The following is a 19,852-nucleotide window of genomic DNA, read 5'->3' as shown; positions in this document are numbered from 1 at the left end:
ATGAGAGCCTGCATGCATGGCGTGCTGATGCGCTGCCTGGCCGCGCTGCTGCCGGCCGCGCTCGCCTGGTCCGCGGCGGCAGCGACCGCGACGGACTGCACGCGGCAGCCGGTTGCGCCTGCCAGGGCGCATGCGGTCGGCACCGACATGGTGGTCAACGGCCTGCCCACGCGGGTGCTGACGATGGAGTTCGCCGGCACCGCCGAAGCGGTCTCGGACGCGTGGCGCCAGTACTGGACGCGCGAAGGCGTGCCGGCGCGCGGGCAGCGCGCCGGCGGCCAGTACGTGCTGAGCGCGATCGACGGGCTTTGCCACTATGTGCTGTCGCTGGAGCCCAGGCCCGCGCCGGGCGGGCATGTGGCGGGCATCTTCTCGGTCAGCAAGCTGGCGCCGGTGGCGTCCGGCACCGGGCTGGGCGACCTGGGCCTGCCGCCCGGCGCCAAGGTCCTGTCGGATGTCCAGAGCACGGACCGCGGCCAGCGCGGGCGCACCCTGGTGGTCCGGCTGCCCGGCAACGCGCAGGCGGCGCGGCAGCGCGCCGCCGAGCGGCTGGCGGCGCAGGGCTGGAGTTCGGTGGTGCAGATGCCCGCGCCCGTGGCCGACGGTTCGGGCCGCATCGAGGGCCTCACGCTGGCCATGCAGCGGCAGCAGGAACGCATGGATGCCACCTTTGTCGACCGCGCCGGCCAGACCGACGCGGTGATCACCGTGGCACGGCCGGAGTAGCGCGATGGCAATCCGTAGCAGGCGCCAGCGCGGGCAGGCCGCGTTCGAATACATCGTCATCACGCTGCTGGTCGTTGCCGTGCTGGTCGCCGGCGGCGACAACTCGGTCATCAGCATGCTGGCCGCGGCGTTCAGGTCCTTCTTTCAGGCGTACAGCTTTTCCCTGTCACTTCCCTGACGCACCGCCACCAGGCGGCGTCTGGCCATTGCAAGCACATTCATGCTGAAGAAAATCAAGATTCATTCAATTATCGGGAATCCCTGGGTCGTCCTTGTCATCGCCGTGCTGGTCGCCGGCCTGCTGACACTGTGGATCTACCGCTTCCTGAGCGGGCGCGAAGCGGCACTGAAAGAGCAGCTGGCCGCACAGCTGAACGAGGGCCGCCGCGTGGCCGTCATGGTGCCGGTGCGCAATGCCGCGCCGGGCACGGTGATCGACGGCAATGGCTTCGCGGCGCGGGAGATTCCGGCCGACCTGGTCTACGAAGACATGATCCTGGCGAGCAGCTTCGACAAGGTGGCGAACCTGCGCCTGGTGCGCCAGGTGCGGCAGGGCCAGCCGGTGCGGCGTGCCGACGTGGAAGCGCTGCAGTCGCGCGATTTCTCCGACCTGCTCAAGCCCGGCAAGCGCGCCTTCACCATCGAGGTCGACATGGTCAACTCGACGGCCAAGATGCTCAAGCCTGGCAACCATGTCGACCTGTTCCTGATCAGCTCCACCTCGCCCACCGCGGCAGGCACCGACAAGCAGACCGCGCGGCTGCTGATGTCGGACATGCTGGTGCTGGCCACCGGCCAGGACGTGCGCCCGCGCGACTATGGCGAAGCCATGGCGGCGCAGGCCGCGGAAGGCGCGGAGGGCGTGGACACCGACCCGGATTACGACAGCCTCACGCTGATGGTGTCGCCCGAACAGGCGGCGCGGCTGGCGCTGGCGCAGAAGGTCGGCAGCCTGCGCGCGGTGCTGCGCAATGCGGCCGACAAGACCGCGACCCCGCAGATCGCGGTCAGCGAGCACGCGCTCTTCGCCGGTGGCGACGAAGCGGCCATCGAATACATCGTCGGTGGCCGTTCCGCGGGCGCCAACATGATCTCCAAGCTGCCTACCGCGCAGGACATCGGCAACGCCATTTCTTCGGCGCTGGCCAATGGCGGATCCATGGGCGGTTCCGCGGGCGGCATCGCCCAGGCCCAGCAGGGCGCCGTTGCCAACGCCGCCAACGCCATGGCGGGCCGGCCGGCCTCGCGTTGAGCGCGGCGGCCGCACGACATCGGATTATCCAGAACACCAACTGACGGAACACGCAATGGATGGGTCTTTCGCGCAGCGCGGCGGCATCGCCGGGCGCCTGCAGGCGGTCACGGTACACAGAGCACCGGACGGGAAAACGGGTAAGGGGGCGCGCCATGCGGTGCGCGGGGGTATGGCAGCACTGGCGGCAGCCGCGTTGGCCTCGGGAGCCTGGGCCGCCGAGCCCGTGACCACCGCGGCCCGCACAGGCGCGCAGCCGCCGTCGTACGAGCTGCCGGCGCGCTTTGGTGCGATCGAGCTGTTCAAGGGCGAGGTGCGCGCGCTCGAGGTGCCGGGCACCATCAAGCGCGTGGCCATCGGCAACGGCGCGCTGGTCAGCAGCACCGTGGTCGACGGCCGCCTGCTGCTGCTGGCAGAGGAGATCGGCACCACCAGCCTGATCGTCTGGAACGAGCGCGGCGTGGCGCTGCAGGGCAAGCTGCGCGTGGCGCCGGCCGATACCGCCGACGTGGCCCAGCGCCTGCGGGCGTCGCTGGGCAGCGTGCGCGGCCTGAAGATCGAGGTGGTCGGCCCCAGCGTGGTGCTGTCGGGCATCGTCGATCCGCAGATGGTGCCGCTGATCAAGACCGCCACCTCGGGCCTGGACAGCGTGGTCAACCTGGTGCGCGCCGACGAGGGCGACGCCCTGAAGAAGACCGTGCACTTCAAGGTGCACATCATGGAGATCACCCGGCGCGGCATGGAGAAGCTGGGCATTGCCTGGCAGCAGAGCTTCAACGGGCCGCAGATCGCGTTCGCGGGCAATCCGGTGCACACCGGGCGCTATCGCACGCTGCCGTCCACCGATGCGGCCACCTTCACCGATACCCCGAGCCAGGTTGCCGGCGCCGCCAGCGGTTTCTATCTCGGCATTGCCACGACCATCTTCTCGCGCATCAACCTGGCCATCTCCGATGGCGATGCCTACGTGCTCGCCGCGCCGGAGCTCAACAGCAAGAGCGGCGGGCTGGCCACCTTCCTGGCCGGCGGCGAAGTGCCGATTCCCAAGGCCGGCGCGTTCGGCACCACCGACGTCGACTACAAGCCGTACGGCATCAAGCTCAACATCCGCCCGGCGGTGAACGTCGACAACGTCATCTCGACCACGCTGGAAACCGAGATCAGCCAGATCGACCCGTCGGTATCGTTCGGCGGCTTCCCGGCGTTCCTGACGCGCCGCACCACCTCCGAGACCTCGATCCGCGCGGGCGAAACGCTGGCGATCTCGGGGCTGGTCAATGCCGACGCGTCCAAGGCCGTCGACAAGGTGCCGCTGCTGGGCAGCATTCCCATCCTCGGGCGATTGTTCCGTTCCGACGAATTCCGCAACAACAAGAGCGACCTGGTGATCTTTGTCACCCCGGTCGTCTATGACCCGGCCAGCCCGGAAAACGCCGCGCTGCTGCAGCGTGGTGCGGATGTCGATGCCAACTACCGCCACCGCTTCGGCGAGCCGAGCCCGCTGCCCGCTGCGAATGCCGTGCGCGAGCAGGAAGTGATGGAGCAGAAGCGGTCGCCGCTGCCGCCGCCCGGCGTCGACCCGATGAACGGAGGCTGATCCGGCCATGCTCAATATCCGCCTGCAGCAGCGCAATGGCAGCGCCGAGGTGATCCATGTGAAGGGGCCGGGCTGCACCATCGGCAAGGATCCCGGCTGCGACGTCGTCCTCAAGGGCCTGCTGATCGGCAAGGTCCACGCCCGCATCGAAGGACACAACGGCGGCTGGTATATCGAGGATCAGGGCGGCATTGCCTCGACGCTGATCAACGGCGACCCGATCACGCGCTATGGCCCGCTGGCCGCGGCCGACCAGATCGAGATCGGCGGCTTCGTGCTGTCGGTCGTGGCCGAGCCGGGGCGTGCGGGAGCGGGCGTGGCGGCGCAGCCATCGCCGCTGCAGCACCACGCCCAACCACCACAGGATGCCGTGGCGCCTCAACCGGCGGTGCCGGTGCCCATGCCTGTGCCGCCTCCGTCGCCGCCGCGGGAGGCGGTGACCCTGTCGCCATCGCCCCAGGCAAGCGAGCCGGTGCCGCGCGAAGCCGTGCCCGCACCCAGGCCGCCGGCACCTGCGCCGAAGCCAGCGCCGGTGGCCGCCAAACCTGCGCCGGCGGCGCCGCTCGACGAGGCCTTGCGCGCGCCCATCAACTCGCCGCGCGGCGTGGAACTGCGCAAGCAGGCGCACCAGCGCCTGATCGCTGCGCTCGACCTGCGCCGCGTCAACGTCGCGCGCATGGCCGAGGACGAGCTATGCGAACTGGTCGGCTCGCTGCTCGACGACATCCTCAAGGAGAGCGTGTTCCGCAGTCAGGAGATCCCGCTGGACGCGCTCAAGCAGAGCGTCTTCGACGAAGTGATCGGGCTGGGTCCGCTCGAAGAGCTGCTGGACGATGACGCGGTCTCGGAAATCATGGTCAACTGCCATGACGAGATCTTTGTCGAGCGCGCCGGCAGGCTGACGCGTTCGCCGGTGATCTTTACCGACGACCGCGCCGTGCTGGGCGCCATCGAGCGCATCGTCGCGCCGCTGGGACGGCGCATCGATGAAAGCTCGCCGATGGTCGATGCGCGCCTGCCCGATGGCTCGCGCGTGAACGCGGTGATCCCGCCGCTCGCCCTCAAGGGGCCGAACATCACCATCCGGAAGTTCTCGCGCAAGAAGCTCAGGGGCGAAGACCTGGTCGGCTTCGGCTCGCTGTCGCCCGAGATGCTGGAGTTCCTGCGCACCGCCGTGGAGCGGCGCGCCAATATCGTGATCTCCGGCGGCACGGGCTCGGGCAAGACCACGCTGCTGAACGTGCTGTCTAGCTTCATCCCGGATGACGAACGCATCGTCACGGTCGAGGATGCTGCCGAACTGCAGCTGTCGCAGCCCAACCTGGTGTCGCTGGAGGCGCGGCCGCCCAATATGGAAGGCAAGGGCGCGGTGACGATCCGCGACCTGGTCAAGAACTGCCTGCGCATGCGCCCGGACCGCATCGTCGTCGGCGAATGCCGCGGCGGGGAAGCGCTGGACATGCTGCAGGCCATGAATACCGGCCATGACGGCTCGCTGACCACGGCCCACGCCAACTCGCCGCGGGACTGCCTGTCGCGTCTCGAGGTGATGACGCTGATGGCGGGGCTGGACCTGCCGGTGCAGGCCATTCGCGAACAGGTCTGCTCGGCGGTCGACGTGATCGTGCAGCAGACGCGCTTCTCCTGCGGTTCGCGCCGCGTGACGCATATCACCGAGGTCAGCGGCATGGAAACGGGCGTGGTGCAGCTGCAGGACGTGTTCATGTTCCGCGAGGAAGGCTACGGTGCCGACGGCAAGGTCAAGGGGCGCTATGTCGCCACCTCGTATATCCCGGATTTCTACCAGGACCTGATCCGTCGCGGCATCCAGGTCAATACGGGCATCTTCACCGCCCGCGACGAGTAAGGAGGCCATATGAACCTTGCCCTGGTGCTGTGCGGCGCCTTCCTGATGACTGTGCTGATTGCGTGGGCCGTGCTGTCGCAGGGCAAGCGCTGGTTCGTGCGGCACACGCAGACGCTGGCGACCGAGGTCGAGGCCTCGCTGGCCGATCTCTTCATCTTCATCAACATGCGGCAGGTGGCCGGCATCTCGGTGGTGGCGGTATTCGCGCTGCCGCTGCTGACCTGGCTGGTGTCGCAGAACGTGTTCTTCGCGATGCTCAGCATTCCGGTGAGCCTGCTGCTGCCGCGCGCGCTGGTGAAGAAGATGCAGCGCAAGCGCCTGATGGCCATCGAAGACCAGATGCCGGATGCGCTGCTGATGATGTCGAGCGCGCTGCGCGCCGGCGCCAGCTTCCCGATGGCGCTGGAAAGCGTGGTGGCCGAGTCGCGCCCGCCGATCTCGCAGGAGTTCGACCTGCTGATGCGCGAAGTCCGGCTTGGCGTGGACCTGATGGACGCGCTGCGCAATATGGAGAAACGCATCCCGGTGCCCGACTTCCTGATGGTGACCGCGGCCATCACGATCTCGCGCGAGGTGGGCGGCAACCTGGCCGAGACGCTGGAGTCGGTGGCGCGCACGCTGCGCGAGAAGCACCAGATGGAAGGCAAGATCCGCGCGCTGACCGCGCAGGGCAAGATGCAGGGCCTGGTGATGACGGGCTTGCCGCTGTTCCTGATCGTGGTGCTGAACCACATGGAGCCGGTGGCGATGGCGCCGCTGTTCAATTCGCCGATCGGCTGGGGCACGCTGTCCGTGATCGCGGTGATGGAGCTGCTTGGCTACAAGGCGATCAGCAAGATCACCCATATCGATGTCTGACCGGGGCCGACCATGATGCTTGTTGTTGCCTTCGCCCTCGCCGCCGGCCTGGTCGGCGTGCTCGCCGCCACCACCATGGCCATGCGCCGCCTCACCGTGGCCGTGCCCGACGAGGCGCGCGACTACCTCGACCCGCTGCCGCCGTCGCTGCGCGCGGTCTGGCCGGTGGTGCGCTTCTTCGACCACCATTTCGTCTGGATCACGCCGAAGTCGCTGCGCGCCGCGGTGGACGAGCAGTTGCGCCTGACGGGCATGTCGTTCCTGATGACGGCGCGCCAGTTCCTGTCGCTGTCGATCGTTTCGGCGCTGGCGTTCTGCCTGCTGGCGGGCATAGCCATGCTGGGGCTGGACGTGTTCTCGCCGCTGCTGTTGCTTGCCGCCGGCGCGCTGGGCTTCTTCTATCCGCGCATCTGGCTACGCGACGTGCGCAAGCGCAACCTGCTGCAGATCACGCGCCACCTGCCGGTGTTTCTGGATTTCCTGACACTGAGCGTGGAGGCCGGCCTGAACATCAACGGCGCACTGCTGCAGGCGGTGGAGAAGGGGCCTGAGGGCCCGCTGCGGCGCGAGTTCGAGCACGTGCTGCGCGACCTGAAGTCGGGCCTGAGCCGCGCCGATGCGCTGCGCCGCATGGATGACCGCCTGCGCGTGAAGGAGGTCACCAATTTCGTCGGTGCCGTGATCCAGGCGGAGCGCATGGGCTCGGGGCTGGCCGCCACGCTGCGCTTCCAGTCGGAGCAGCGGCGCACCGAGCGCTTCCAGCGCGCGGAGAAGCAGGCCATGGAAGCGCCGGTCAAGCTGATCTTTCCGCTGGTGGTGTTTATCTTCCCGGTCACCTTTATCGTGCTTGGCTTCCCGATCGTGATGAAATTCATGCAGGAAGGGCTGCTGTGAGGCAGGCGCGCCTCTACCTGCGGGCCAGCCACGGCACGCTCGACACCGGCGTGCGGGTGTCGGTGGCGGCCACTGCGCGCGAACGCATGACGGGGCTGCTCAGCCGCGATTCGATGGCACCGGACGAAGCCTTGCTGCTGTCTCCCTGCGGCGCCGTCCACACCTTTGGCATGCGCATGGCGATCGACGTGGTGTTTCTCGACAAGCGGCAGCGCGTGCTGGCGGTGCACCCGAGCGTGGGGCGCCAGCGCGTGCGTGCTCACTGGCGCGCGTGCCAGACGCTTGAGCTCGGCGCGGGGCGCGCGGCGGCATTGGGGATTGCGCCGGGCCAGACCCTGGAAATGCGGGAGGAGGGGCCATGACGCACCAGCAAAAGCACGCGGCGCGGCGCGGGGCACGGGGACAGTCCGCGGTGGAATTCCTGATCATCGCGCCGGCGCTGCTGCTGCTGTGCCTGGGCGTGATCCAGTTCGGGCTGCTGTACCAGGCCAAGGCCACGCTCGACCACGCCGCCTTGCAGGCCGCGCGCGAAGGCGCCGTCGACCACGGGCGGCTGGCCAGCATGCGCAAGGGGCTGGCGCTGGGGCTGACGCCGCTGTTCGTGCGCTCCGCCGACCGTACCGCGCATGCCACCGGCTATGCCAAGGCCCAGTTCGAAGCCCGCACCCAGGCCAGGATCGACGTGCTGAACCCGACGCCGGCGGCGCTGCAGGATTTCGGGCGAAGCGGCTACTACGCCGGCAAGACCACGCGGGAGATCCCCAACGACAGCCTGATGTACCGCGCCACCAGCGCGGGGCCGTCTTCTGGCGTCAATATCCAGGACGCCAACCTGCTGAAGATCCGGGTCACGTACTGCTATGAAATGTTCGTGCCGTTTGCCGATCGCACCATCTACTCGCTGGTCAACGGCATCCGGAATTTTGTTGCAACCGGTTCGTACGGCGGCATGGAGGTCCCGACCACGCCCAATTTCTGCACCGGACGGGCCACGCTGGCGTCGGAATGGCGCATCCCGCTCGAGTCCGAGGCGATCGTGCGGATGCAATCGCCGTATCGCGGCAACTGACGCTTCCGCAGCCGCCGTTTTTGTAAGTATTTGTGAAAATTTGCCGGGATAGGCCCGAAGACACCGATGCCAGAATCGACAAGGTCGACAAAATTGCCGAAGCGGGGTTGTTTGGCGTTGCTGTTGTTGTGTAACCTCGGGTTCGTGCCGCGACCGGCGCTGGCGGCGATGGAGGTTTCTCGCTCCGAAGGCGTGCAGATCATCACCACGCGGCGTGCGCCGCCGGCGGTGAGCGGCGCCGTGCCGGCGTCGGCAGCGCGGGCTCCGGCGGCTTCCGCGCCCCAGGCAGCGGCACCGTCCGCACGCGGCAACGCGCCCGACCAGGCGCAGGCCGCCGTCGCGGGCGCCGCGCAGGCGGCGATTCCGAGCGTGGCGGCCAGCGATGAGCGCGAGCTGGTCAAGCGTGCGCTGGCCGAAGAGCAGCGCGGCATGAACGAGGCGATCGCGAACTACGCGCGCGCCAGCAAGGCCGGAGCCAGCCCGGAAACACTGGCGCCGCTGGAGCGCGAAGTCCGCGCGCGGCTGCAGAAGATCGACATGCTGATGCGCGCCCCGCATTGAGGCGCGCACCGGACCGGCCGGCATCACAAAAAGAAGAAGGGGAAGTACCTTGAAGGGAATGACGTTTGGACTGACGACCCGCAAGGCCGCCATCGGCCTGGGCGTCGTGGCCCTGCTGGCCTTGGCGGGCTGCAAGAAGAAGCCTGCTGACAGCGCCGCTGCGCAAGGCGATGCGCAGCCCGCGCCTGCAGCGGCATCGGCGCAGCCCGTGGCATCGGCGCCGGCAACGCCCGCGCAAACCAACGTTGCCGGCCTGTGGTCCGGCGCGTTCGTGGTCAACCGCGACAAGGAAGACCGCTCGTGGTATCCGCTGCTCAATGAGATTCCGGACCATGCCGGCTTTATGCGCAACGGCAGCCGGCAGGAGCTGGTGATTGCGCTGGCGCAGGCCTCGTCCGTCGACGTGCTGCGCTTCCGCGGCCTGTCCGATGCCGGGGCGCGCAGCAATGCGCGCCATGCCCGCGTCGAAGCCTCGGCCGGCGGCACGCAAGGCCCCTGGACCGTGATCTACGATGCGGACCTGCCGGGGCAGGACGGCTACGATACCCGCGTGCCGCTGGCCCAGCCCGTCAAGGCCGGGGCCCTGCGCCTGACGCTTACCGGCAACCGCTGGCCGGGCGACCAGGACGAGGGCCAGATCGGCCTGCAGCAGTTCATGGCCTACGGCAAGCCCGAGGCCGTGGCCGACAAGGTGCGCCAGGTGGGCGGCATCTACCAGTTCCCGGTGGAATTCGGTTCGTCCGGCTACGTGCTGCTGCACCAGGACGGCGCCGCGGTGGAAGGCTGCTACGTGGAAGGCGACTACAGCAACAAGCAGATGAAGATCACGCAGGTGCTGGGAACGATTTCCGGCGGGCTGGAAAATGGCGCCCTGCTGGCTTTCCGGCGCACCACCGAGGGCGCGCCTGAGAAGGGCGCCATGGCCTTCAGCCCGGACGGCAGCCATGCCTACGCGGCGCTGGTGAAGGGCGATGCCCGCACCTTCGACAGCGTGCGCGAGGCCGGCGGCTGGCGCCTGGCGGACACGGCGCCGCCGTGCTTCCCGAAGGCCGAGGCAGCCCCCGATCCCATCGGCCAGGCGCTGGAAGGCGCGGGCCGCGTGCAGCTCTACGGCGTCAACTTCGAAACCGATTCCGACGTGCTGAGCGCGGCGGCCCGGCCGCTGCTGGACCGTGCCGCCAAGGCGGTGCTGGCGCACCCCGACTGGCGCCTGCGCGTCGAGGGGCATACCGACAGCACCGGCGGCGACGCGCGCAACCAGCCGCTGTCCGAGCGCCGCGCCGCCGCCGTCAAGCGCTACCTGGAAAGCGCTGGCGTGCCCGCCGACCGCCTCGATGCCAAGGGCTATGGCGCCACCCATGCGCTGATGCCCAACGACACGCCGTTCGGCCGCGCGCAGAACCGCCGCGTGGAGCTGGCCAAGCAGTGATGCCTGCGCTTGTGGCCGCGCCGGCGCGCGGTGTGGTGGCGGCAATGCTGCTGGCGGGCGCGGTGCCGGCCGGCGCCGAGATCGTGATGCATGCCGACCGCGGCAGCGGCGTGACCTTCCTCACGTCGCGCAGCGCCGCGCCGGCACGGCTGGCGTCCACCGCGGCGCCCGCGGAATTGCCAGCGCGGGCGTTTATCGGGCTGCCAACGCTGGCGGCGGCAAAGGCCGCGGTCGTCAGCGCCAAGTCCCCACCCTCTGAGCTGGTTGCCCTCGCGCACCGCGCGGCGCAGGCCGCGGCGGTGGACCCGCATCTGCTGATGGCCATGGTGGAGGTGGAGTCGGGCTGGAACCCGCAAGCCACCTCCGTCAAGGGCGCCATCGGCCTGACGCAGCTGATGCCGGCCACGGCTCGCATGCTGGGCGTGACCGATGCCTATGATCCAGCCCAGAACCTGCAGGCCGGTGCGTCCTACCTGGGCGGCCTGCTATCGCGCTTCAACGGCGACACCAGCCTGGCCCTGGCCGCCTACAACGCGGGCGAAGGCGCGGTGCTGCGCCACGGGTCGCGCATCCCTCCGTTTGCCGAGACCCAGGCCTACGTGCCGCAGGTGCTGGGCCGCTATGCGCGCTTGCGCGGCGGCCAGGACGGCAGCACCGCGGCGCCCTTGCGCCAGCCGGCGTCGCCGGCGCAGCACGGCGGCCTTGCCATTGTCTCGTATCAGAACCCCCCGCCTCCGCGGTGAAGAAAAAGGAGAAGTCATGAAGTCGTACTGGATTCCGCGTGCCTGCCTGCCGGTCATGCTGGCGCTGGCCGTTGCCGGCTGTGGCAAGGAAGAAGGGCGTTCCGCCGCGGCCAGCGATGCCTTGCCGAAGGCTTGCCAGGAAGCCGAGGCCGCGCAGCGCGCCTGCACCGAGAACATGGCGGCCAAGCTCGACAAGTCGGGGCAGGCCGCGGCCGCCCAGACCCTGCGCGACGGGCTGCCCGGCGAGCTGGAATCGATCCGCACGCGCTGGGCCGGCGTCTCCGACAAGGATGGCCTGGCGCAGTCCTGTGCGACGGTGCGCGACAGCTTCCGCGACATGCCGCAATGCAAGGACTGACTGCCGGTGCTTTGCTGAACTGACCAATGGAGAGGCGACAGATGCCGAAGAATTCCGACCGCGCTGGCGCGCGTCAATCCCTGGACCGCCGCACGGCGCTTGGCGCAAGCGTGGCCCTCGCTGCGCTGCTGCTGCCGGCAGCCGCAGCGGCCGGCGTCTGCGATGCGCCGTGGATGCACGACGGCGGCGAGATCCGCATGACCATGCAGGGCGGTGCGCCGGGCACGGCGACCATGTCCGTGTCCGGCGTGCGCAAGTCGGGCAAGGGCCAGTGCAATGCCAATATCAGCGTCGTGTCGAAGGTGGCCGCGGCCGGCTCGGGCAACGAGACGCGGCTGGACTACACCATGGCGGTGATCGAAGACCGCCTGACCATCTCGCGCGGCGGCGCGCCGGGCAAGGTCGAGGGCAAGAGCGCCGCCGGCACGGCATCAGGCATGCTCGACAGCAGCGCGGTCGGCACGCTGGCCTACGGCGGCGTCATTGAAGCGGAAGGGCAGCGGCTGCCGGGCGAGTCGCAGACGGTGCGCATGGACCTGCAGATGACCGCCGCCGGCCAGAGCGCCGGCCAGGCCAGGATCCCGTCCGCCAAGATCACCATCGGCGGCAAGGTCGTCGGCAAGCGCGCGACCATCCCCACCCGCCTCGGCCAGAAATCCTGCTGGCCGGTCCGCTACGAGCGCAGCACGACCATGGCGCCGGTCACGGTGGCGGGCCACACCGTGTCGGTGCCGCCGGCGAGCGCCAGCGTTACGGACTGGTACTGCCCCGACATGGGCCTGGTCATGAAGCAGGAGGTCGTGCAGAGCGGCCAGACCGGTACCATCGAGGTGGTCTCGGTCAAATAGCCCGGACATCGTCCGGATCGTCCCCCCAGGCGCTTGCCCACGAAGGCGATGGCAGCCCCGCCGACGCGGCAAGGTGTGCGCTAAAGTTCTCTGCGCTGCTGCCGTTGGTTTATGGATCGATAACAAGCGGAGCGCCGGCACCCGCCGCGCGGCTGCACAAGACGATTCAGGGGACGCATGACGCATGAGTCGGGTTTGCGCCTGGAGCTTGCCGAGCCAGGCGAGCAGGTGCATGCGCGCTACACGCCGCAGCCAGGCAGGCTGCCGCCGGACCAGGCCAGCCTGCGCCAATGCCTGGACAGCCTGGGCTGGGCCGGGGCGCGGCTGGATGCGCGCGCGATGGCGCAGTTCCTGGCGCAATGCCAGCGCGCCGAGCATGAGATCGATGCCACCATCGGTGCGCTGATCGACGGCGCGTTCGAGCTCGACATCACCGCCGACGGCCTGGCAGTGCGGCTGACGCTGCTGCCAGCTGAAGGCGGCCGCCCGGTCGGCGCCGAGGACATCCGCCGTGCCGCGGCGGCGCGCGGCGTGGTGGCGCCGATCCAGACCCTGGCACTGGACGCCGCGCTGGCCGAAGGCCGTTGCGAGCTGCGCACCATTGCTGCCGGCGTCGCGCCGCGCCAGGGTGAGCCGGCGCGCTTCATCAACCTGCTCGAACCGCGCAAGCCGGCGCAGCCTGACGACGAGGCCGGCAAGGTCGACCTGCGCGACCTGGGCAATCTGCTGCTGGTCAGCCCCGGCACGCCGCTGATGCGGCGCGTTCCGGCGGTGCGCGGCAATGACGGCGTCGACGTATTTGGCAAGCCCGTCGCCGCCGATCCGGTCGATGATCCGCCCTTTGCCGAAGGCCTGACCGGCGCTGCCGCCGATGCCGACGATGCGGAGCTGCTGCGCGCGGTGATCGCCGGATCTCCGGTGGTTGGCGTGCACGGCATCTCGGTCAGCCCCGTGGTGCAGGTGGAATCGGTCGACCTGCACTCGGGCAACGTGGCGTTCGACGGCACGCTGCGCGTGTCGGGCGACATCCGCACCGGCATGTCGGTCAACGTCAGCGGCGACGTGGTGGTCGAGGGCACCATCGAAGCCGCCAATGTCGAGGCCGGAGGCAATGTCATCGTCAAGGGCGGCATTATCGGCAAGGCCGACACCGGCCGCGCCGAAGGCGGCATCAGCCGCGCCAGCGTGCGCTGCAAGGGCGCGGTGAAGGCGCGCTTTATCGAGAACGCCGTGGTCGAGGCCGGGACCGAGGTCAACGTCGAAAGCGGCATCCGGCAGAGCGATGTTGCTGCCGGCGAGCGCATCGTGGTGGGCGGCACCGGCGCGCAGGGCAGCATCAGCGGCGGCCGCAGCCGTGCCTTGCTGGCGGTGCGCGCCGCGGTGCTGGGCGCGCCGGCCGGCACCGCCACCAGCATCCAGGTCGGCCTGAATCCATTTGCCGACGCACAGCGCGCCGCGCTGGAAGCCGAGCGCCGCCGCATGCTGGCAGAGCAGAACAAGGTCAGGCAGCTGGTGGATTTCTTTGCCAAGCATCCCGAGAAGGCCGTGGGCGACCTGCGCGAACAGGCACGCGCGACACTGTTCAAGCTGTCGCGCGACCTGTTCGAGCTGGAGGCCCGCCTGGCCGAGCTGGGGCAGCAGATGCAGCCGGCCGCCGAGGCCGTGATCGACGCCGCGCGCCGCATCCATGGCGGCGTCACGCTGCAGGTAGGCAGCCGCGTGCTCAAAGTGATGGAAGACAAGCCTGGCGGCCAGATCCGCCTGGTCGACGACCGCATCGCTGTCAGCTGAACGCGCGCTGTTATCCGCGGGGATTTGTACTATGCTGCAGTTATGTCCTGGGGTGCCGCAGGATGGGCGAGTGAGCTAGAGTCGGGCAGTGAATGAAGAAGCGGATCAGCACTCTGCGGAAGCGTTACACGGAACCAACTCACGTGGCACTGGAATAACCGGAAGGCCAGCCATCAAGGCTGGCCTTTCTGCTTTCCGGGACGGCTGCCGGGCGAACTACACTGAAGGTGCAACCATTATCCAAAGGAGGTTGCGATGGCCGCCACCTTGATTACCGCGCTGGTCCTGATCGCCCTTGTTGCGTGCGCCGCATTTACCATCTGGATGTTGCGGGAAAAGAACCCGACGCTGCTGCAGCAGCAGGAGCAGTCGGTGCGCACCTGGTTTGACCACATGATCCATCGCCACTGACGCGTGGCGATTGGCTTTCGGGCAGCCCGCCGCAACGGCGGGCTTTTTCATGGGCTGAGGCTCAAGCCGCCCACAAGCGCAGTTCGTGCAAGCCGCTGCGCTCCACCCGGGTGCCGAGTGCCCGTCCCTCGTCTTCGAACATGGCCTGCAGCCACGCCATATCCACTTCGCGCGCATAGGCCAGCCGGAAATGGCTGCGCCGCAACGGCACCAGCCGCAGGTCGGCGCTGCCGCCGGCATCGAAGCTGACAAAGACCATCAGCGCCAGGTCCGGCCGGTAAGCGTCGTAGCCGCCGATGCCTTCGTAGTCGTTGATGAAATCGCCGCAGCCGTACAGGATCGGCTTGCCGGCATGCAGCTCAATCCCGAGCGGATGATGCGAGGAATGCCCGTGCACGATGTCGATTTCGCCGCCCTCCACCAGCGCGCGGGCGAAGGCGCGTTGCGCGGGGTCGGTGTGGTAGCCCCAGTTCGGGCCCCAGTGGATCGATACCACCACGATGTCGCCGGCACGCCTGAACTTGCGCACCTGCGCGGCAATGCGTTCGCGCGATGCCACCGACCAGTCTTCCAGCAGGTTCACGCCGGAATGTCCGGCGCTGGCGCGCCAGGCCGCGGGGGTGCCGGCATTTTCCATGGCGAGGGCCAGCACCAGCACGCGGCCGCCGCCGGGCCGCTGCAGCAGTGCGGCGTGCGCCGCGCTTGCCTCGTCGGGGCCGGCGCCGGCATGCGCGATATGCGCGCCGTCCAGCGCTGCCAGCGTATCCGTCAGGCCCGCGCGTCCCCAGTCCATCACATGGTTGTTGGCCAGCACTGCGCAGTCGATGCCGGCGGCCTGCAGGCAGGCGACATTGTCCGGATGCATGCGATAGTGCACCGCCTTGCCGGGCCAGACATCGTCGCTGGTGGTGACGGCGGTTTCCAGGTTGACGATGCGCGGCCGCGCAGCGCGGCTTTCCAGTTCCGCCAGGGCATCGCCCCAGGGGTACTCCGGCGCGGCGGGGCGTGCGATCGGGCCGGCCTTGTGCTCGGCCAGGCGCACGTAGTCGAGCGCCGAATGCACATACGATTCATGCAGCAGCGGCTGGCTGGGATGCGCGAGGATCTGGTCGATGCCGCGCCCGGTCATCACGTCGCCGCACAGGAACAGGGGAGGGTGGCTGGCTGTGTTCATGGTGCAGACGGACGGCGCGAGGGCGCCGTCCCGGCTGTTCATTCATGATAGGCCGGCAGGGTGGCGGGGCGGCATGAACGCGTTGCGGTACTTGCCATGGGGATTGTGCGCGTGGGGCCAAAGGCCCATTTACATTCAAGCGGTGACTGCCTTAAATGATCTAGTCATCGGTCCTCGTGGCCATTTCCCTGCACCCAGACGCCGCGCGCCGTCCGATGTTTCCAACCAGCATCGGGAGGCACACTATGGCCCAGCCATCGCAGGAACACATTGAGGCACTCAAGGCGCAGCTGCGCGGGCGCCTGCTGCAGCCGGACGACAGCGGCTACGACGAAGCGCGCCGCATCTGGAACGCGATGATCGACCGCCGTCCGCCACTGATCGTGCAGGCCGCGGGCGCTGCCGACGTGATCGCCGCGGTCAACTTCGCGCGCGACCATGGCGTGCTGCTGTCGATACGCGGCGGCGGCCACAATATCGGCGGGCTGGCGATCTGCGAGGACGGCATGGTGCTGGACCTGTCGCAGATGAAATCCGTGCGCATCGATCCCCACGCGCAACGCGGCTATGTGGAGCCCGGCGCCACGCTGCGCGATTTCGACCACGAGGCGCAGGCCTTTGGCCTCGCCACGCCACTGGGCATCAACTCCACCACCGGCGTGGCCGGGCTGACGCTCGGCGGCGGCTTCGGCTGGCTCAGCCGCAAGTTCGGCACCACCGTCGACAACCTGGTGGCGGCACAGGTCGTGACCGCCGACGGCAAGCTGGTGCGCGCCAGCGCCGGCGAGAACGCCGACCTGTTCTGGGCGCTGCGCGGCGGCGGCGGCAACTTCGGCGTGGTGACGATGTTCGAGTTCCGGCTGCACCCGGTCGGCCCCGAGATCTATGGCGGGCTGATCGTCTATCCGCTGGAACAGGCCGCCGCGGTGTTGCCGGCCTACCGTGAACTGTTCAAGTCGATGCCTGACGAGCTGACCGTCTGGGTGGTGCTGCGCCAGGCGCCGCCGCTGCCGTTCCTGCCGCCCGAGACGCACGGCAAGCCGGTCGCGGCACTGGCGATCTGCTATATCGGCCCGCCTGACAAAGGCCCCGAACTGGTCGAGCCGTTGCGCAAGCTCGGCACACCCTATGGCGAGCATCTCGGCCCGATGCCGCTCACGGCATGGCAGCAGGCGTTCGATCCATTGCTGACACCGGGCGCGCGCAACTACTGGAAATCGCACAACTTCGCCGGGCTGGACGACGGCCTGATCACGATGCTGATCGAACAGATCGGCAAACTGCCCTCGCCGCAATGCGAGGTCTTTATCGGCGCCATGGGCGGGCAGACCAACCGCGTCGCGCCCGATGCCACCGCCTACGCCAGCCGCGACGCCAACTTCATCATGAACCTGCACGGGCGCTGGGACGCGCCCGCTGACGACGACAAGTGCATCAGCTGGGCCCGTGAAGTGTTCCGCGCGGCAGCGCCCTTCGCGCTGGGCAGCGTCTATGTGAACTTCCTGACGCAGGAAGAAACCGACCGCATCGGCGCGGCCTACGGGCCCAACTACGACCGGCTGGTCGAGGTGAAGCGGCGCTATGACCCGGGCAACCTGTTCCGCCACAACCACAACATCAATCCGGCGGCGTAACTGGCGTAATCTGCAGGGGCAGGCAGGAAGGCGGGGCAGGGCGGTTGGCCTGCCCCGCTTTCACGCGGCTGCAATACCGGCATGCGAGTATCGGCGCGACCGCGTTGTATCCACAGGGAGAGCAGATCAGATGAGACCGGGCGAAGCAGAATTGGTGCGGCGCATCCACAATGAGGTGGCCGACTACTACGACGAAGAGATCGAACTGGAACTGGACGACCGCGAAGCCAGCGAGGCCTTCGGCGATCCGGTGCACCTGGACGACGAGGCCGAGCAGGACAGCCGCCGCCACTATTTCCGCGAGCTGTTCCGCCTGCAGGGCGAACTGGTGCGGCTGCAGAGCTGGGTGGCAGCCACCGGACACAAGATCGTCATCATCTTCGAAGGACGCGACGCCGCCGGCAAGGGCGGCGTGATCAAGCGCATCACGCAGCGCCTGAACCCGCGCGTCTGCCGCGTGGCGGCGCTGCCAGCGCCCAACGACCGCGAACGCACCCAGTGGTACTTCCAGCGCTACGTGGCGCACTTGCCCGCCGCCGGCGAGATCGTGCTGTTCGACCGCAGCTGGTACAACCGCGCCGGCGTCGAGCGCGTGATGGGCTTCTGCTCCGACGACCAGTACGAAGAGTTCTTCCGCTCAGTGCCCGAGTTCGAAAAGATGCTGGTGCGCTCCGGCATCCAGGTGATCAAGTACTGGTTCTCGATCACGCACGACGAACAGCGCCTGCGCTTCCTCAGCCGCATCCACGATCCGCTCAAGCAGTGGAAGCTGAGCCCGATGGACCTGGAATCGCAGCGCCGCTGGGAGGACTACACCAAGGCCAAGGAAATCATGCTCGAGCGCACGCATATTGCCGAGGCGCCGTGGTGGGTGGTGCAGGCCGACGACAAGAAGCGCGCACGGCTGAACTGCATCCATCACCTGCTGAGCCAGGTGCCCTATGCGGAAGTGGAGGCACCCAGCGTGGTGCTGCCGGGGCGCGAACGGCATGAGGACTATGTGCGGCAACCGGTGCCGAAGGAGATGATCGTTCCGGATGTGTATTGAGGGAACAGACCCTAGGGTTTGCACGGGTGCGCCATCGTCCCCCTGGGGTAGGCGGCTACCTATAATGAAAACAGCCGCCTGTAAATCCAAGGGTGGCCGTTATCGTGGAACTGCTAGTTTTTTGGGCGGCCATGCTTGCTGCCTACCTCCTGATGAAGCGTGCCGGCTGCTTCAGCCAGCCGGTGCTTTATCCCGACTTCGATCATCCCTTCCGCTACTGGTGGGCGCACCGGCTGGGGCGCCCGCTGCCACCGCCGGCTTTGCCCGATCACAGGCAACAAAAAACCCGGAGAGCGTGACGCTGTCCGGGTTGGCTTGTGTGGGCGATGCCCTGGAATTCTGTGGTGCCGAAGAGAGGAATCGAACCCCCGACCTTCTCATTACGAATGAGCTGCTCTACCGACTGAGCTACTTCGGCAACATGTTCCGGTGAACTGGAACAGCCCGCAATAATAGCAGCGTTTTTCCGCCCTGTGAACCCCTTTTGTGTCGCCCGTGCCATCCGGCCGGGGCCGAAAGAAAACGGGGCGCCACCTGGGCGCCCCGTGCTATTGCCGCGCGGCCGGAATCAGGCCTTGCCTTCGGCTTCCAGGTGGTAGCGCGTGACGCGTTCCACTTCGTTCTTGGAGCCCAGGATCACGGAGACGCGCTGGTGCAGCTTTTCGGGCTGCACGTCCATGATGCGCTGGTGGCCGTTGGTGGCGGCGCCGCCGGCCTGCTCGACCAGCATCGCCATCGGGTTGGCTTCGTACATCAGGCGCAGCTTGCCCGGCTTTTCCGGCTCGCGCTGGTCCCACGGGTACATGAAGATGCCGCCGCGGGTCAGGATGCGGTGCACGTCGGCGACCATCGAGGCGACCCAGCGCATGTTGAAGTTCTTGCCGCGCGGGCCTTCTTCGCCGGCCAGGCATTCGTCGATGTAGCGGCGCACGGGCGGGGCCCAGTGGCGCATGTTCGACATGTTGATGGCGAATTCCTTGGTGTCGTCCGGGATCGTCACATTGGAGTGCGTCAGCACGAAGCTGCCTGCCTCGCGGTCGAGCGTGAACATGTGCACGCCGTTGCCGACGGTCAGCACCAGGGTGGTCTGCGGGCCGTAGACGGCGTAGCCGGCGGCGACCTGGTGGGTGCCGGGCTGCATGAAGTCGGCCTCGGTCACGGTCTGGCCCGGCTTGGGCATGTGCAGCACCGAGAAGATGGTGCCGATCGAGACGTTGACGTCAATGTTCGACGAGCCGTCCAGCGGGTCGAACATCAGCAGGTATTCGCCCTTCGGGTAGCGGTTGGGAATCTCGTAGAACGATTCCATTTCTTCCGACGCCATCGCGGCGAGGTGGCCGCCCCATTCATTGGCGTCGAGCAGCACTTCATTGGCGATCACGTCCAGCTTCTGCTGGGTTTCGCCCTGGACGTTGCCGGTGCCGGCCGAGCCCAGCACGCCGGCGAGGGCGCCCTTGCTGACGGCGTTGGAAATGGCCTTGCAGGCGCGCGCGACCACTTCGATCAGCAGCCGCAGTTCGGGCTGGATCGTGTTGTGCTTGCGCTGCTCCTCGACCAGGTAGCGGGTGAGGCTGATGCGAGTCATGGTTGGT

The 19,852-nt window shown here is 68.2% G+C and carries 20 protein-coding genes and 1 tRNA gene; 18 read left to right on the top strand and 3 right to left on the bottom strand.

The features are described 5' to 3' along the window. From AC3WLF_RS03880 to AC3WLF_RS03805, 16 genes are all read left to right on the top strand, one after another. Nucleotides 1-726 carry a hypothetical protein gene (locus AC3WLF_RS03880; protein ID WP_492357349.1) on the top strand — a complete coding sequence of 242 codons (726 nt, stop codon included), beginning with the start codon at nucleotides 1-3 and terminating at the stop codon, nucleotides 724-726. Nucleotides 727-730: 4 nt separating this feature from the next. Further along, on the top strand, nucleotides 731-904 hold the full coding sequence (locus tag AC3WLF_RS03875; protein ID WP_010809200.1) for a hypothetical protein: 174 nt from the start codon (nucleotides 731-733) through the stop codon (nucleotides 902-904). A 42-nt stretch (nucleotides 905-946) separates the two neighbouring features. Next, a complete protein-coding gene (gene cpaB / locus AC3WLF_RS03870; protein ID WP_492357857.1) occupies nucleotides 947-1,978 on the top strand; it encodes a Flp pilus assembly protein CpaB in 1,032 nt (343 codons plus the stop codon). Between the two features lie 172 nt (nucleotides 1,979-2,150). Next, nucleotides 2,151-3,575 (top strand): type II and III secretion system protein family protein, encoded by a 1,425-nt coding sequence (locus AC3WLF_RS03865; RefSeq protein WP_492357856.1) that lies wholly within the window; start codon nucleotides 2,151-2,153, stop codon nucleotides 3,573-3,575. A 7-nt stretch (nucleotides 3,576-3,582) separates the two neighbouring features. Then, a complete protein-coding gene (locus AC3WLF_RS03860; RefSeq protein ID WP_492320961.1) occupies nucleotides 3,583-5,442 on the top strand; it encodes a TadA family conjugal transfer-associated ATPase in 1,860 nt (619 codons plus the stop codon). A gap of 9 nt (nucleotides 5,443-5,451) precedes the next feature. Continuing rightward, the gene (locus AC3WLF_RS03855; RefSeq protein ID WP_492311138.1) at nucleotides 5,452-6,300 is read left to right on the top strand and encodes a type II secretion system F family protein; all 849 of its coding nucleotides are present in this window, start codon (nucleotides 5,452-5,454) and stop codon (nucleotides 6,298-6,300) included. 12 nt (nucleotides 6,301-6,312) lie between these two features. Next, the gene (locus tag AC3WLF_RS03850; protein ID WP_492320960.1) at nucleotides 6,313-7,194 is read left to right on the top strand and encodes a type II secretion system F family protein; all 882 of its coding nucleotides are present in this window, start codon (nucleotides 6,313-6,315) and stop codon (nucleotides 7,192-7,194) included. Further along, nucleotides 7,191-7,556 (top strand): DUF192 domain-containing protein, encoded by a 366-nt coding sequence (locus tag AC3WLF_RS03845; protein WP_492357348.1) that lies wholly within the window; start codon nucleotides 7,191-7,193, stop codon nucleotides 7,554-7,556. Before AC3WLF_RS03850 ends, AC3WLF_RS03845 begins: the two co-directional genes overlap by 4 nt. Continuing rightward, nucleotides 7,553-8,263 (top strand): TadE family protein, encoded by a 711-nt coding sequence (locus AC3WLF_RS03840; protein ID WP_492320958.1) that lies wholly within the window; start codon nucleotides 7,553-7,555, stop codon nucleotides 8,261-8,263. Before AC3WLF_RS03845 ends, AC3WLF_RS03840 begins: the two co-directional genes overlap by 4 nt. A gap of 168 nt (nucleotides 8,264-8,431) precedes the next feature. Then, nucleotides 8,432-8,824 carry a hypothetical protein gene (locus tag AC3WLF_RS03835; protein WP_492352960.1) on the top strand — a complete coding sequence of 131 codons (393 nt, stop codon included), beginning with the start codon at nucleotides 8,432-8,434 and terminating at the stop codon, nucleotides 8,822-8,824. Nucleotides 8,825-8,882: 58 nt separating this feature from the next. Then, nucleotides 8,883-10,253: an OmpA family protein gene (locus AC3WLF_RS03830; protein WP_492357855.1), complete on the top strand. Its 1,371-nt coding sequence runs from the start codon at nucleotides 8,883-8,885 to the stop codon at nucleotides 10,251-10,253. Further along, nucleotides 10,253-10,996 (top strand): lytic transglycosylase domain-containing protein, encoded by a 744-nt coding sequence (locus AC3WLF_RS03825; protein ID WP_492357854.1) that lies wholly within the window; start codon nucleotides 10,253-10,255, stop codon nucleotides 10,994-10,996. Before AC3WLF_RS03830 ends, AC3WLF_RS03825 begins: the two co-directional genes overlap by 1 nt. 16 nt (nucleotides 10,997-11,012) lie before the next feature. Next, complete coding sequence (locus tag AC3WLF_RS03820; protein ID WP_153956191.1) at nucleotides 11,013-11,354, top strand: hypothetical protein; 342 nt, start codon at nucleotides 11,013-11,015, stop codon at nucleotides 11,352-11,354. Nucleotides 11,355-11,395: 41 nt separating this feature from the next. Continuing rightward, nucleotides 11,396-12,202, top strand: a complete 807-nt coding sequence (locus tag AC3WLF_RS03815) for a hypothetical protein (protein ID WP_492357853.1) — start codon at nucleotides 11,396-11,398, stop codon at nucleotides 12,200-12,202. Between the two features lie 177 nt (nucleotides 12,203-12,379). After that, nucleotides 12,380-13,993 carry a flagellar assembly protein A gene (locus AC3WLF_RS03810; RefSeq protein ID WP_492357852.1) on the top strand — a complete coding sequence of 538 codons (1,614 nt, stop codon included), beginning with the start codon at nucleotides 12,380-12,382 and terminating at the stop codon, nucleotides 13,991-13,993. Between the two features lie 255 nt (nucleotides 13,994-14,248). Next, entirely contained in the window at nucleotides 14,249-14,404 is a 156-nt protein-coding gene (locus AC3WLF_RS03805) for a hypothetical protein (RefSeq protein ID WP_013955963.1), read from the top strand. Nucleotides 14,405-14,465: 61 nt separating this feature from the next. Here the strand turns inward: AC3WLF_RS03805 and AC3WLF_RS03800 are convergent, their stop codons facing one another. Further along, a complete protein-coding gene (locus AC3WLF_RS03800; protein ID WP_492357851.1) occupies nucleotides 14,466-15,578 on the bottom strand; it encodes a CapA family protein in 1,113 nt (370 codons plus the stop codon). A gap of 245 nt (nucleotides 15,579-15,823) precedes the next feature. Between AC3WLF_RS03800 and AC3WLF_RS03795 the strand changes: the two genes are divergently transcribed. Next, nucleotides 15,824-17,212 carry an FAD-binding oxidoreductase gene (locus tag AC3WLF_RS03795; RefSeq protein WP_492357850.1) on the top strand — a complete coding sequence of 463 codons (1,389 nt, stop codon included), beginning with the start codon at nucleotides 15,824-15,826 and terminating at the stop codon, nucleotides 17,210-17,212. Between the two features lie 130 nt (nucleotides 17,213-17,342). Continuing rightward, a complete protein-coding gene (gene ppk2 / locus AC3WLF_RS03790; protein WP_436221104.1) occupies nucleotides 17,343-18,260 on the top strand; it encodes a polyphosphate kinase 2 in 918 nt (305 codons plus the stop codon). Nucleotides 18,261-18,602: 342 nt separating this feature from the next. On the opposite strand, the gene AC3WLF_RS03785 is transcribed toward ppk2, so the two are convergent. Then, nucleotides 18,603-18,678, bottom strand: a tRNA-Thr gene (locus AC3WLF_RS03785). Nucleotides 18,679-18,828: 150 nt separating this feature from the next. Then, nucleotides 18,829-19,845, bottom strand: a complete 1,017-nt coding sequence (locus AC3WLF_RS03780) for a class 1 fructose-bisphosphatase (RefSeq protein WP_492320951.1) — start codon at nucleotides 19,843-19,845, stop codon at nucleotides 18,829-18,831. Nucleotides 19,846-19,852 lie beyond the last annotated feature (7 nt).

The sequence above is a fragment of the Cupriavidus sp. FW306-01-F10A genome (assembly GCF_058782785.1).
Note: the sequence above shows the minus strand (reverse complement) of the source record. Positions and strands in the feature narration are given on the sequence as shown.